Raw genomic sequence first — 14048 nt, forward strand, 5'->3', positions numbered from 1 at the left:
AAACTCCCCACACCTAAGATTTCACTATCATGCGGACACTGATGAAGCGCAACCATCTTTCTCACCGTTCTGTCATTTCATTAACAGGAAATGAACGCGCAAGCTTTCTCCAAAGGCTTATCACTAATGATGTCCTCACTCTGTCACCACAACAAAGTTGCTGGGCGGCCCTCCTTAATGCACAAGGCCGTATAGAATCGCTCTTCTTTCTCTGGAAGACAGAAGACGCTCTCTATCTCGACATTACTGCCGCGCAGGCTGAAAGCATCATTAAAACACTCAAGCGGTTTCGCCTCCGGGCTGATGTGCAGATAGACCTAACAGAGTATGGCATCCTAACAGGTACGCCAGAAGATGCCCCCCCAGAACACACCCTCATCACCGTGACAGACCCGCGGCACCCTAGCCTTGGATGGCGGGCCATATGTCCCCCCTCTATCATCACGACACCTCATCACGACACGACATTAGCCTCTTTGGAACATCGCCTGACAATTGGTGTCCCTGATGATGCGGACATCATACCCGGCCAAACGCTCGTATTAGAAGCGAATATGGATTATTTGCATGGTGTCTCGTGGGAGAAAGGCTGTTACCTCGGCCAAGAAGTCACCGCTCGTACCCATTATCGTGGGCTTATCAAAAAGCGGATTTTGCCGATTTCATCACGAGATGGAACACCCTTCCCTGCTGATGCAGCTATCACGCTTGATGGGCAAGAGGTAGGCGAACTCCGCTCCTATAACGGATCTCACGGTCTTGCTCTGCTCCATCGCCGTGCTTGGGAGGCGACTAACCTTATGCTCGGACCATGCCCCATCACACTTAATTGGCCAGATTGGCTACCTCGTGAGGAGATGAAACATGACACAGCTGGACAATAAAGTGGAATGGGCCCCTATAGCCACGCCTATTTTGACAGAGCTTTTGGGAAAAGTCCGCTTTAATGAGCAAGGGCTTATCAGTGCCATTGCTCAAGATGAGAGCAGAAACGTCCTTATGCTCGCCTGGATGAATCGAGAGGCTTTAGCAGAAACGCTCACAACGGGCCGGGTATGTTATTATTCACGCAGCCGCAAAACACTCTGGCGTAAAGGGGAAAGCTCTGGCCAAGTGCAGCATCTTCTTGCCGCTGCGCTAGATTGTGATTTGGATTGTCTCTTGCTGACCATAAAGCAAAAAGGTGTGGCCTGCCATACAGGGCGGCGTAGCTGTTTTTATAACGCCCTTACCCCTACCGGCCTCATAGAACTTACCGAGCCAGACATCACACCAGATGCCCTGTATGGGGCAAAAACATCATCATAAAAGGAAAATCCCCTTCCTCTTATACAACAGGAAGGGGATTTTTTATAATAAGGACCTTACAGCAAGCCTTTAGCGTGATGAGCGAGGTGATCTTTCACAAAGCTTTGCACAAACCAATAGGAATGGTCATAGCCTTTATGGCGGCGTAGCATGAGAGCTTGGCCTGCCTTCGCGGCCGCTTCCTCCAACAAATCAGGGCGTAAGCGGTCGAGGAACTCATCATCTGTACCCTGATCAACCAGCAAAGGCCCGGGATGAGTCTTCCCTGCGGCTAAAAGTAAACAAGGGTCATATTGCCCCCATTCAGCCTCATAGCCCCCAAAATAAGCCTTTGTGACTTTCTGGCCCCATTCGACACGCGCAGGGGCAGAAATAGGCGCAAAAGCGGAGACCGTTTGCCAAGCAGAGGCATCCCCCAACGCAATGGCTAACGCTCCCATCCCGCCCATAGAATGGCCCATAATGCCACGGCATCCCGCTTTAAGGGGGAAATGGGCTTCCATCAAAGCAGGAAGCTCTTTGCGGATATAGGAGCCCATACGATAATGAGCTGCCCAAGGGTCCGCAGTGGCGTCCAGATAATAACCAGCCGCTGTCCCTAGGTCGTAAGCCTCATCTTCCCCCGCGACATCTGCGCCACGTGGAGAAGTATCAGGCGCAATAAGGGCCAAGCCATGCGCTGCCGCATAGCGGATGGCATTGCTTTTAATCAAAAACGTATCTTGGTCGCATGTCAGCCCAGCCAGACAATACACAGCCGGGACAGCCGCACCCGCCACGGCACTTTCTGGGAGGAAAAGATTAACCCGCGCTGGCAAGCCTAGCTCACGGGATTGATGGGAGAGGAAGCGTACTTCCCCCCCACAACATGCATGGCTCTCAAGAAGTGTGAAAGGATTTGCCGTCATAATCTGTAATTCACGACATTACGAATCCCTTCGCCGCGCCCCATCATGTCAAAACCTTTATTGATGTCCTCTAGCTTCATCTCATGGGTGATGAGGTCATCAATATTGATGCGTCCTTCCATGTACCAATCAACAATTTTGGGCACATCCGTCCGGCCACGCGCCCCCCCAAAGGCGGAACCAATCCAACGCCGACCTGTCACAAGCTGGAAGGGACGCGTGCTAATTTCTTCCCCCGCACCGGCAACACCAATCACGCAGGAAACACCCCAACCGCGATGGGCACTCTCTAGGGCCTGACGCATGAGGCTAACATTACCCACACATTCGAACGTATAATCCGCCCCACCATTGGTCAGCTCAATTAAGTGCGCAACAAGGTCACCCTTCTCACCAAGCTCTTTAGGATTCACAAAATCTGTCATCCCAAACTTACGGGCAATGGCCTCACGCTCTGGGTTCACATCAATACCGATGATGCGGTTTGCCCCGACCATTTTAGCCCCTTGGATGACATTCAGCCCAATACCGCCAAGGCCAAACACAGCCACGGTGGAGCCTGCTTCAACCTTCGCCGTAAATAATACCGCGCCGATACCCGTGGTCACACCGCAGCCAATATAGCAAACTTTATCAAACGGTGCGTCAGAACGAATCTTTGCCAAAGCAATCTCCGGCATGACCGTGAAATTAGCAAAGGTAGAGCAGCCCATATAATGATGAACAGGCTTCCCTTTATAGGAAAAACGTGTCGTCCCATCAGGCATAAGGCCCTTGCCCTGTGTGCTGCGGATAGACGTGCACAGATTCGTCTTACGAGAGAGGCAAGACGGACATTCCCGACATTCCGGCGTGTAAAGAGGAATGACGTGATCGCCGGGTCTCAGATGCTTCACACCTGCGCCTACCTCACGCACAATCCCTGCACCCTCATGCCCCAAGATAGAGGGGAACAGCCCCTCCGGGTCTTTACCGGAGAGTGTATATTTATCCGTATGGCATAGCCCGGTAGCCATCAGCTCTACCAAAACTTCCCCTTCGCGAGGGCCTTCAAGCTGAATAGTATCGACAACCAGCGGTTGTCCTGCCTCTAAAGCGATTGCAGCGCGAACATCCATTGCGTAATTACCTTGTTTCCACAGTTTCTGTTATCTGGATTGTGCCACAGAATGAGCGGGCTTCAAGCCCTGATGTCATCACTGCTAATTTATGTGAGGATTCTGCCCCCGTGATCATCAAACGCCGGTACGGCTTCTCCATATTATTTAAGGAAATTATCCCCCCTCTCGTTATCCTGACAGGATGGGATTGCGTGGTTGTGATTCTCTTCCAAATCTTCCATCAGGAATGGATGGAGCAACCTGCCTTACCCTTCTCCCTGATGGGGTCGGCTTTAGCTATCTTCCTCGGTATCCGCAATAATGCTGCTTATGCGCGCTGGTGGGAGGGACGTACCTTATGGGGCTCTGTCACCAATAATTGCCGCTCTTTTGGCCGTGAGGTCGACTCCCTTCTCGGCGGAGCACCGGATCTTGCACGGGCTATGGCAGCCTATCCTTATATCCTCAAATCTTCCCTCAGTAATAATGAACCTGATGCTGTCATTTGCACGTTGCTAGATGAAGATACCTATAACTTTGTATTTTCATGCGGCAATCCAGCTAATGCATTGCTTTATAAGCTGGGTCAGTCTGTCCGCCATCTTGTTATAGAACGTAATGTTGATGGTGCTGTTCATGGAACAGTGGATCGCATCCTCTCCGACCTTGCCAATGCACAAGGGGGGTTAGAGCGTATTCGTAATACACCATTACCGATTCAATATTCGATGCTACCGAATATCGTTACGCATTTATTTTGTATCTTACTTCCGCTTTCGGCTGTACAAACCTTAGGGTGGATTACTCCCTTAGGCTCCAGCATTATCGGGGTGCTCTTCCAAATGCTTGATAGAAGCGGGCGCAACCTGCAAGAACCCTTCCGCGATAGCCCTCATGCTCTACCTATGCTGACTATTAGCCGCACGATTGAGCGTGATTTGCTCCAACCCTTGGGGCAAAAGCCCCACCCCATGCCCACCCCACAATTTGGGCGTGTGCCGTAATAACGGTATAAAAAGATTAATCAATGCGTAAAAACAAGACAACTTCCTCTTTTTCTGGTAGGGTCGCTACATGAACAACAGCTTCAGAATGCCCCATAAGGGTGGTGTCACTGACGAGATGGCCCGCGCCGCCGCCGAGCACACTGCCCGTCAGAAAGACCCTGAGCAGGAAAAGAATCCTTTCCGCGAGGGAGACGCTATCGTTTACGCAGCCCATGGTGTTGGCCGGGTTGACCGCATCGGCGAAGAAGAAATCGCTGATACGAAGATCGAAATGATTCAGATTTCCTTCCCCGGCAATCAAATGACTTTGCGCATCCCACTGGCTAAGGCGCGCAAATCCGGCTTGCGTAAAATTGCAACGCGCGAGATTGTCGATAAAGCCATGGCTGTGGTCAAAGGTAAGCCCCATGTTAGCCGTGGTATGTGGGCGCGTCGTGCTGTAGCGTATCAAGAGAAGATTAACTCTGGCGATCTCGTCCAAATCGCCGAAGTACTGCGCGACCTCCGCCGCAATGTCGATAGTTTGGATGGTAGCTTCTCTGAGCGGAAACTTTTTGAAGCCGCACAGGAACGCTTTGTTGCAGAGCTTGCCGTGTTGGAAAATAAAGACCCCAGCAAAGTTTTGGATGACCTTACCCAAACGATGAAAAACGCTTGATTTTCCTCTCCCTCTCCCACAGGATTCCTGCTGGGAGGGGTTTTCCTTCCCACAACCCTAACGGGAAAGGTTTGAGGTTTATATGTCCACAAATCCATCAAAACGTTTTAAAGGGCAAAAGGTCCTCATCACTGGGGCATCTCAGGGAATTGGTGAGGCTGCTGCACAATATTTTGCCAAAGAAGGGGCCCGCGTTGCTATTAATGGCCGTAAAGAAGATAAGTTACGGGCCGTTTTAGAGACATTGCCTAAAGTCGAGGCAGGTGAACACGTCATCGCTACAGGTGATATTTCACATGAGGAGACAGTCCAAAAGCTCTTTAAAGAGAGTATTGAGACCATGGGCGGCTTGGATGTACTCATTTGCAATGCCGGGTATCAAATCCCTTCCCCTTCTGAAGATGTCAAATTGGCGGATTTTGAAGGTGTATTATCCGTTAATGTCACAGGGGTGATGCTCTGCTGCCGCGAAGCCCTGCGCTATTGGCTAAAACACGGGATTAAAGGGAGGGTTGTTGTCAACTCCTCCGTGCATCAATTAATCCCTAAGCCCCATTATCTAGGTTATTCTGCCTCTAAAGGGGCAGTCGATAATATGGTGCGTACATTAGCGTTGGAATATGCCTCCCGCGGCATCCGCGTTAACGCTGTCGCCCCCGGTGCTATTGTGACACCAATCAACGATTCATGGGTAAAAGACCCTGAGCAATATAAAGCCGTTGCCAGCCATATCCCTATGAAACGACCGGGTGAAAGCCAAGAAATTGCCGATGCTATGGGCTTCCTCGCTTCTGAGGAAAGCAGCTACATTACAGGGCAGACGCTCTATGTCGATGGGGGGTTAACCCTCTTTGGGGATTTTGAGAAGAACTGGTCTTCCTAATCCCTTACCCTAGGGTCTATGGAGGATGGTTTTCGTCAAGCGGCCATCCTCCGCAGCATCTAACTATAACTATTAATCGTCTTGATCTTTGGAGGCTGGCTGTACAGCCTGCCGCTCAAACGCACCAGCAATCCGCAATTCTACTTCATCGCTGATATATGGGACGAACATTTTAATCCCAAACTCACTCCGTTTGATGGTCCCTGTTGCGTCAAAGCCCACTGTGTATTGTTTATCCAGCATATTAACACCCGCCCCAATAAAATGAACATGCAAGGTCTCTGGGCGTGTTATCCCATGCAGGGTCAAGTTACCCGTTACAAGAGCATCATTAGGCCCTGTTTGCTTCACACTTACGGAGACAAACTCCGCCTTAGGGAATTGCGCGGCCCCTAGCCATGCGTCACTTTTCAATTCTTCTGTCAGTTTGCTGCTGGTTGTTTGGACAGAGGCAATGGGGAGAGACACTGTTAGACTAGAGGATTCAGGCTGCCGAGGGTCCAAAATAAGGGTGCCAGACGCCCCAGAAAACAACCCCTCATAAACAGTAAAGCCCAGATGCAAAACTGAGAAACTAACCTGTGTATGGAGAGGCTCGACCCTATAATACCCCCCTTGGATTGCCGCTGACTCACCGCTTACTTGGGCGAAAGCCGCTACCGGTGCGGCGCATGTTAATGCCATTGCGGCAAGAAGACTACGAGAGGTCAACAACATACCAAGGTCACCCTTTTTAGGACTGTAGAAACATAAATGTATAATTCTCTATCATCTTTACAGAGATGTCCCTTAATAATCTATCCCATAAGAAAGCCCAATGCTGGAGCCGGGGTCATTTTCTGGCGTGGTAAAGCCCGTCACTTGCCCGCCTGTACCAATAGTCGTGTTAAGTTGAAGCCTTTTTGTAAGGTCTACTTTTACCTGTGCTTGCGTCCCTTTACTGGAAAGCCCTTCCCTTGCGCCAACATAAACACGTTTTGTAATATATTTGCCAGCTTCCAAACTCGTACCGCCATTACCAACGCTACTCCCCCCACCTATAGCAAGATGATCTAACCCTAGGCCATTCCTCACCTTACTCATGGGGTCAAAAGCCGAGCCACCCCCAATCTGCACAACCGCCACCCCCAAAGATGCTAATTGAGCAGGCGATAAGGAGCTACGCTTTGTCCCAAAAAGCAAAATCGATAATACCTCATCGCGCGGTAATTGAGGGTTAGAAACAAACTCAAACTTTGGCTCACTCGCATAACCACGAACGAGCAAACTCGCTAATGTGCCATCCGCATTACGATCAGCGCGAAAATCTATTGTCGGATCTAATTTATGCACTGCACTAGCCCCAGAAAAACCAATTTCCCCCCGCGTAAAATTAAGATTAATCCCCGCTAAGTTAAAATTACCCTGCTTGAGGGAAATCCCCCCCGTCACAACGGGGGCCGTACTCAACCCTCCAATATGTAATTTCCCCTGCATTTCAGCAAAAAGCCCATGCCCACGCACAAATAATGCCCCCGGGGACATGACATTAACATTCAAGCCAATAATCATCTTAGGCGGTGGCTTAACTGGCGTCTTGGTTTGTTCTGGTGTAATAATCTCTAGTTGCGGCACAGAGGCCGGCATGGAATCCGGTATCGTGATGGCTGCCTCTGGGATAGTAACATCCCCCTCTACATCCAACCGTGTTGCCGCTTGGCCATAAATATGAAGCCGACTATCTATCAGCTCGGTCAATAAATCACTTTGAACTGGCTGCGCCTTATCCATGGTAAAATGAACATCCACCGGCAGACCGGGTTGTAACGCGCCAATCTGCCCCGTTACCCCTAAAGAGCCTTGCCCTGCGCGCGCGGTAAAATGCTCGATTGTGAGGCGATCGCCCTGCGCTTTGATGAGGCCATCTCCTGCCTCAACATGCACACCATCGGCATATTCCTCGAACGAGCCATTATGTAATTGAATTGACCCTGTAAGCTGCGGCTGTTTGAGAAGGCCATTTACGCCAAGGTCTAAGTCCAACTGTCCCCCGGCCCCCATACCATCAGCCCCTAAAAACGCATTGGCAATGGAAAGGTCCGCTCGTCCTTTTGCGGCTACAGCAAATTGTCCCGTAGGAGATAATGGCACCTTCCCTGAAAGTATGAAGACCAACGGCTCCCCCGCACGGAATGTCGTATGAAGGAGTGCCTGCGTCCCGGCTAAATCGGCCTCTATATGCAGTTGCCCCGCCGGTAAGGAAGCTGTCGCAGCACTGATGAAACGAAGACCGCGCCCCTCCACCGTAAACCGCCCGGTAGGAGAGGCTAATGTGCCGCGTAGTTTTGCCGCCGCAGAGACATCCCCCTCCGCCTGTAAAGCCGGTAGAAACGGTGCGGCTAGCGCGGGGGTGATATGTTCCAATCGCGCTTCAAGAACCAGATTTGGCTTTATCGTCCCGTTGAGGAAAACACGCCCAGCCACGCCATGAGGCGGGCTAAGCTCTACCGCCATATGCTCCACGGCGAGGTCCGCCCCATAACGCACAATGGCAGGGGCTGTTAATTTGAATCTATCGCCCTTTATAGACGCTAACGCCCTATCCACTCTAACGCTGTGCTCTGGTAGATGGAGCTGTGCGGCGGCATCAAACCGCGCAGGCGCGTGCATAACATTTTCAAACGCTCCACGGGCTTGCACATCCAACGCTGTTTGCGGCCCTTTGAGAGAAAGCTGTGCCGCCCCCGTTATTTCTTTAAACCGCACCCCTGTAAGATGCAGATTCATCACCACATTAGGATTTTGCGTTATATTATGTAAATCAGCCTGCAAATGCGCTGCCTTAACGGCATAATCTTTCATGAAGGCCTGACCATCAAGCGCAATCTGCATATGGTCATGCGCCGTATTTTCCATATCCACATGGAGATGCCCCGTAAGGGATTGGCCAATTAAGCGGCTAAATATATCCAATCGCGGCACATTAAGCATGACCTCCCCTTGCGGAACCATCGTCCCCGCTGGGAGCAACAAAGAGGCACGCCCCTGCGCGTCTTTCCACGCTAATTTATGGAGATCTGCTTTTATCGTCCCATCGCTCGCACGCTCAAATTGTGTATCTACAATAAGAGGTGCGCGATCCAACATGCCCTCTATATGTAACATCCCTTGAGGATGAGAAGGCAGATGCGCCACATCCGCCGTCATCTCCAACGGGGCTACAGGGAGGGAGGCTGAAGGATGAACAACGCCCAACGCCCCCGCAAGACGGGTATGGACTGCCATATCATCCAAAGGCCCTTGCAGCTCTGCCTGCAAGGCTGCATGGCCCCGCAAGACTTTGTGCAAAGCTTCTAAATCCGGCAATGATAGCTTTACAGAAGAAGATAAATGCCTCTTTGCATCAAGCTGCCCCGCCCCCTCTAGCTGAAAGCCACGCCCTGTTAGAGCTGCCTGCTTTACGAGGAAGGCACCATCATTTTGCTGTGCAAGATGGAACGTAAGGGTGCCTTTCGGCCCGATGAGAGCCATAAGAGGCGGAGGGCCTTTGTCTATACCAAATTGCCCCCCTAACGCCGCGGATAATGCTCCGCTTTGCCGTAAGGGTACGGTAAAATCCCCCAATAAATGCGCTGTCCCCTCGACCTTCTGCCCCATAAGGGCTGTGAGGTCTGGTAGTTTGTCTATAGCAAGCTGCACATGGCCAGAAAGCTGGTTCTCTACCTTCCCCGTAACATCTAACGCCATAGCCTCATGCTTGATATGAATCTGATACGGCTTTCCCTCTTGCTGGGGTGCAAGCATGGCCTCTATCGTCAGAGGTGCTGAAGCCAAAAGGGACGAAGCCTTACCCGGCAAGCTAATCCCATCAAAACGAGCGGATAAAGCGAGGTGATCCGCCCCTCCGCCCACTGTCTTTTGACGGGAGGTTGTATCATCTAAAGCAGAGGCTAGGCTGTTTCCTTGCCCTTCAAATTGTACGGACATATGCCCAATACCCGCACCTGCGGCGAGCAAACCCGCCCCTTCTAACTTAACCGTGCCATAAGGTGCGCGGAGCGGGCCGTGAAGCTCCGCCTCCATCATCAAGCTCTCCCACCCCAAACCGGGGCGTAAGGTCATAGCCGGAGCATTGAGGGAAAAATGCAGGTCATGTGTATATTGGATGAGGTTTAGCTCGCCCCTCAATATAACTAACAGCGGTGTGGCCTGATGGATCATCGCCGCTTGTATGGCCAAATTGGTCTTTAAGGCCTCATAAGGACCCTCCGCCGTAACATCAATCGACAACGGGTCTAGCACACCAACCGTTCCCGGCATGGCGGCAAAACCATTTACGGATTCATCATAATGCACATTGCTCATCATCTGATGACGGTCCATCCGAAAGTGCAAGCGCAAATACGCTGGGTTATCTAACCGCTTCATGAACAGATGGAGCTGCATAGGCGGCGCATCTGCAAAAGAGATGGGCTTAGAGAATGCACTCACATCCTTTATCTGCATATCACCAGACAGCTGCATAGACACTGCTTGCCCCATCACAGATGGGCCGAGTGTCAAACGCGGTATAGCTAGCTTATCAAGCCGCACACCCCATGCTGGCAGGCCTGTCGAAGGATGAGATGATGGAGGTGATGGTGGGAAAACGGGATTACGCTTATAATCAAGCGTCTCAGCAGCGATCGTGCGTACACGGATGGTTTTTCCCAGCAGATCGAATAAACTTAGACGCAGCTCTAGCCCACGCCCTTCCAACCAAATGCCTTGCTGGTCTTTCAAAACAATATGCGCCAAAGAGAGATGCCACGGCAAAACGCTTTGCATCCCCTCTATCGCCACCATCCCACCCGTCCAATTTGGGACTTTATGCTCAATAAAACGCTTCGTTGGGGGCAAATTGATGCCTATGAGAGCAACAATCACCACACAATCCAGCACAATACCTACATAGGCACTATAACGGAGAAACCTACGCCAAAAGAGCATCAAAATGTCTCCCCCAACCCTAAATAAAGTTCCCACCGGTCTCCCCGTTCAGCCCGATGAAGCGGGAAGGCGACATCCACACGCACAGGGCCTATGGGCGTAAAATACCGCACACCACCACCATACCCAACCCGTAGCTTACCATGCGCAGGGATAGAGCCTGAACTTACCTGACCTGCATCAACAAACCCTACTACCCCCAGATTCTTAGGCAGTCTTTGACGAAACTCCACAGTCCCTGCATCCATAGCTGTGCCACCAATCGCATATTTTGTATGTTGATATTGCGGCCCAACCCCTTGATACCGATAACCACGAACAGAGCCCGGTCCTCCGGCATAGAGCCTTTGGTCTGGTGGTAAATGCCATGTCGTTGCCCCTTGTACGGACCCAACCATTGCACGCAGGGCAATAACACTATTCCCCGGTTTGGTTAGCCCTAGATGGGTAAGGTCAAAATATGTGGAGGCCTGTGCATTCATAGGGATAAAAAAGGAGGTTTGATGCTCTAGCGATAAAGAAGGCGTCACCCCAATAGAGGCTTTCACACCATGAGTTGCTGGTTCAATCGGATTGGAGCGATGGGTGCCGTCATAATCCAACTGAAGGGGAAGAGACGCGATGAAATATTCCGCCTTATGGCCAAATTGCCGAATATGCTCTTGTTCTACCGTAGCCCCTATACTGCCTGAAAGGTCCTTCCCTAACGGACGAGACACCCCACCATGAAGCAAGAAGGCCGTTTGTCCATAGGAATAAAGGAGCTGTCGAATCCCCTCCAACCGCACATTAAGCGTCTGGCTACGTTTGAGAAAATCAGGCTTTGTAAAATCGACATAAGCGTCATAGCCCACACCTTGTTGTGCCGTACCGCCCAGCCCGGTTGCCAAAGCCGCAACACGCAACTGCTCCCCATTCCCCAAGAAGTTGCGATGCAGCCACGAAACACCTGCTCGCCCGCCAAGGTCAGTCGAGTACCCAACATCGCCAGTGATACGATGGCGTTTGCCTTCATCAAAATCAAAGCTGAGAGGCAATGCCCCCTCTGCCCCAGCGGGTAAGGGAGGAGCTTTCCCTTTTTTATCAACCTTCCCTTTTGCTGAAGCCCCTTGAGGGGGCAAAGGCAGGACATAATCCGCATTACGTTGTTGGATGGAGGAAAATAGACCTGTACTCCCTAAATCCAATCGTGCTTGCTCAATAGCAGAGGGTTGATAAAGCTGCCCCTCTTTTAACGCTAAACGCCGCCTTACATATCGCTCCTTAACGCGCTTTAGCCCCTCCAACGCGATAGGGCCGACAATCAATTTGGGCCCGCGTTTCATCTTGATATAAACATCAATCTGATGATTCGGCCGCAACATCGCTTGGGGGGGCTGTACGTCTGCAAGGCCATACCCTTCCTCTTGCAAAAAATGAGAAAGCCGCCCTTGCGCTGCTAAAATATCCCCTGCAATGGCCGGTTGCCCTTCTTGCACTCCCATACTCTTACGCTCTGCTTCAGAGAGGCTAGGCTCTTTATCCTTCGCAAGCCCCTCCGCAGGCGTGGCCGCTAAGGGAGTAATAACAATCTGTCCTATCGTAAATTGTATGCCCGGTTCTGCTTGGATGCGCACCTGAACCTTATCGTCTGCTCCAGCCTCATTAAGGAAAGAAGCGAGGTCAGGAGCGGTCCCCTCAAGAGTTTTGCCATGGAGGGACACGCGCACCACAACACGCCCTGCATAATATCCACGCGACTGCAACGCCCCTTGCAAACGCGCATAATCCCCCCTTATGCGCCCTGCTAACGCATAAGGCCCCACATGCCGCGTTTTTTGCAAACTCACAAGCTGAGAGGCCGCTGCCATATTATCGCTAATGGTTGTATCATCTGTTTGAGCAATATCGACCTCATAAGCGACGCCCTTTTTGGGAAGGGCCTGCACCTTAGGGAGGCTGTCATTTTGTTCTGCGGCAAAAAGATGCGTTGGTACGATGAGAGAGACTATACACAGCACTCTCCTAACACCGCACAGTTTTTTATTGATGCCCTCAGTCAAACGCTGCACACCACCATAGACGAGACTGCCCTCCCTTTATCGCACCCACTGGCCAATGCAAAAGTGTCTATTCTGTCATTTATCGTTAAGATAGCTGTTAAGAGAGTATAAACACTATCCCCTATGTCGGATAATGATTGTCTCTCTCCCCTAAAACGCTTATTTAATGCATTATGTCTTTTGCTGAGCTTCCTTCCCCCAAACGCCGCAACAAAAATCGTCCGGTTTTTGATCCTGACCTCCTTTTTGCGGAAGATGAACGTGCCGCTGCACATGATACAATCTGCGACCGGCTGCGTATTCGCTTGCGTGCTTTAGCCCTTTTATTCTGGGCAGCATGTGGGTGTGTTGGCCAAGGGACATGCCTCCTCTTACCGGGGAAGATGTTCCGCCGTTTTCCGCTCTTTTTCTGGACAGTAGCCTGCCGAATCCTCAATATAAAAGTACGGACTATCGGCAAGATGGAAGGCTCACTAACGCTGCGCCCTGATGGGCGGCGTGTTATTTATGTCGCTAATCATAGCTCATGGTTGGATGTCCTCGTACTGGGCAAGGTGCTGCCTGCCTTCTTCATTGCTAAGCAAGAAGTCCGCCATTGGCCATTGATTGGTTATTTAACCTATCTGGGTCGGACAATTTTCATTAATCGCAACCGGCAAGAAGCTGGACAGGATGTGCAGGAGGTTATTAACCAACTCCGCAAAGGGTATAATATCGCCTTCTTCCCGGAGGGGACGACCTCAAAAGGGACACGGCTTTTACCTTTTATGTCCTCCCTTTTTGCCATTGCTAGGCCTGTACGCCGGCGTGATGACCCAACAGAAGATGACCATCCAACCTGCCTTATCCAGCCCGTAACTGTTACTTATGACCGCTTAGAAGGGCTACCTGTCGGGCGGCATAGGCGGTCCTTCGTCTTCTCATGGTTTGGTGATATGGATTTCGGCCCCCATCTTGTGGGCTTAACACGGTGGCGTTCTATGCGCGCGACAGTCCTCTTCCATCCTCCTCTAAAGCCGGAGGATTTCCCCTCCCGTAAGGCACTCTCTAACGCAGCTCGCGCGGCTATCGAACAAGGGAGTGAGGACCTCCGGCAAAATCGCCTCCCAGAGGACCACCTCCTCCCCACAACCGACCATACTGACCATTAACGGATAATCACACCTCTCTACTT

General features: G+C 51.2%; 11 protein-coding genes. 6 read left to right on the forward strand and 5 right to left on the reverse strand.

Annotated features, from left to right (window positions below):
- The first annotated feature begins 29 nt into the window (after positions 1-29).
- Positions 30-884 (forward strand): folate-binding protein YgfZ, encoded by an 855-nt coding sequence (locus GM556_RS04060; RefSeq protein ID WP_155579352.1) that lies wholly within the window; start codon positions 30-32, stop codon positions 882-884.
- Positions 865-1308 (forward strand): phosphoribosyl-AMP cyclohydrolase, encoded by a 444-nt coding sequence (hisI, locus tag GM556_RS04065; protein ID WP_155579353.1) that lies wholly within the window; start codon positions 865-867, stop codon positions 1306-1308. Before GM556_RS04060 ends, hisI begins: the two co-directional genes overlap by 20 nt.
- A 56-nt stretch (positions 1309-1364) precedes the next feature.
- Here hisI and fghA read toward each other — a convergent pair whose 3' ends face one another.
- Together fghA and GM556_RS04075 are read right to left on the reverse strand one after the other, a co-directional pair.
- On the reverse strand, positions 1365-2216 hold the full coding sequence (fghA, locus tag GM556_RS04070; protein ID WP_155579354.1) for an S-formylglutathione hydrolase: 852 nt from the start codon (positions 2214-2216) through the stop codon (positions 1365-1367).
- Positions 2213-3334, reverse strand: a complete 1122-nt coding sequence (locus GM556_RS04075; protein ID WP_155579355.1) for an S-(hydroxymethyl)glutathione dehydrogenase/class III alcohol dehydrogenase — start codon at positions 3332-3334, stop codon at positions 2213-2215. Before GM556_RS04075 ends, fghA begins: the two co-directional genes overlap by 4 nt.
- Before the next feature lie 110 nt (positions 3335-3444).
- On the opposite strand from GM556_RS04075, the gene GM556_RS04080 reads away from it, so the two are divergent.
- The 3 genes from GM556_RS04080 (at position 3445) to GM556_RS04090 (ending at position 5864) form a co-directional block, all read left to right on the forward strand.
- A complete protein-coding gene (locus GM556_RS04080; protein WP_370513592.1) occupies positions 3445-4320 on the forward strand; it encodes a bestrophin family protein in 876 nt (291 codons plus the stop codon).
- Positions 4321-4390: 70 nt separating this feature from the next.
- On the forward strand, positions 4391-4981 hold the full coding sequence (locus GM556_RS04085; RefSeq protein WP_155579356.1) for a CarD family transcriptional regulator: 591 nt from the start codon (positions 4391-4393) through the stop codon (positions 4979-4981).
- An 82-nt stretch (positions 4982-5063) separates the two neighbouring features.
- The gene (locus GM556_RS04090) at positions 5064-5864 is read left to right on the forward strand and encodes a glucose 1-dehydrogenase (protein WP_155573227.1); all 801 of its coding nucleotides are present in this window, start codon (positions 5064-5066) and stop codon (positions 5862-5864) included.
- Between the two features lie 72 nt (positions 5865-5936).
- Here the strand turns inward: GM556_RS04090 and GM556_RS04095 are convergent, their stop codons facing one another.
- From GM556_RS04095 to GM556_RS04105, 3 genes are all read right to left on the reverse strand, one after another.
- Entirely contained in the window at positions 5937-6581 is a 645-nt protein-coding gene (locus GM556_RS04095) for a YceI family protein (RefSeq protein ID WP_155573228.1), read from the reverse strand.
- Positions 6582-6653: 72 nt separating this feature from the next.
- Positions 6654-10832, reverse strand: coding sequence for a translocation/assembly module TamB domain-containing protein (locus GM556_RS04100; protein ID WP_155579357.1), 4179 nt, complete (start codon positions 10830-10832; stop codon positions 6654-6656).
- Entirely contained in the window at positions 10832-12883 is a 2052-nt protein-coding gene (locus GM556_RS04105) for an autotransporter assembly complex family protein (protein WP_370513583.1), read from the reverse strand. Before GM556_RS04105 ends, GM556_RS04100 begins: the two co-directional genes overlap by 1 nt.
- Positions 12884-13047: 164 nt before the next feature.
- Between GM556_RS04105 and GM556_RS04110 the strand changes: the two genes are divergently transcribed.
- A complete protein-coding gene (locus tag GM556_RS04110) occupies positions 13048-14025 on the forward strand; it encodes a 1-acyl-sn-glycerol-3-phosphate acyltransferase (RefSeq protein WP_155579358.1) in 978 nt (325 codons plus the stop codon).
- Positions 14026-14048 lie beyond the last annotated feature (23 nt).

Source organism: Bombella sp. ESL0378 (assembly GCF_009725845.1).
In the GTDB taxonomy this organism is placed as follows: domain Bacteria; phylum Pseudomonadota; class Alphaproteobacteria; order Acetobacterales; family Acetobacteraceae; genus Bombella; species Bombella pollinis.

Bases quoted from the DNA above. Each gene is read 5' to 3' on its own strand.
- fghA (WP_155579354.1), bottom strand. From the start codon at position 2,216: ATGACGGCAAATCCTTTCACACTTCTTGAGAGCCATGCATGTTGTGGG.
- GM556_RS04075 (WP_155579355.1), bottom strand. From the start codon at position 3,334: ATGGATGTTCGCGCTGCAATCGCTTTAGAGGCAGGACAACCGCTGGTT.
- GM556_RS04060 (WP_155579352.1), top strand. From the start codon at position 30: ATGCGGACACTGATGAAGCGCAACCATCTTTCTCACCGTTCTGTCATT.
- hisI (WP_155579353.1), top strand. From the start codon at position 865: ATGACACAGCTGGACAATAAAGTGGAATGGGCCCCTATAGCCACGCCT.
- GM556_RS04095 (WP_155573228.1), bottom strand. From the start codon at position 6,581: ATGTTGTTGACCTCTCGTAGTCTTCTTGCCGCAATGGCATTAACATGC.
- GM556_RS04110 (WP_155579358.1), top strand. From the start codon at position 13,048: ATGTCTTTTGCTGAGCTTCCTTCCCCCAAACGCCGCAACAAAAATCGT.
- GM556_RS04085 (WP_155579356.1), top strand. From the start codon at position 4,391: ATGAACAACAGCTTCAGAATGCCCCATAAGGGTGGTGTCACTGACGAG.
- GM556_RS04100 (WP_155579357.1), bottom strand. From the start codon at position 10,832: ATGCTCTTTTGGCGTAGGTTTCTCCGTTATAGTGCCTATGTAGGTATT.
- GM556_RS04090 (WP_155573227.1), top strand. From the start codon at position 5,064: ATGTCCACAAATCCATCAAAACGTTTTAAAGGGCAAAAGGTCCTCATC.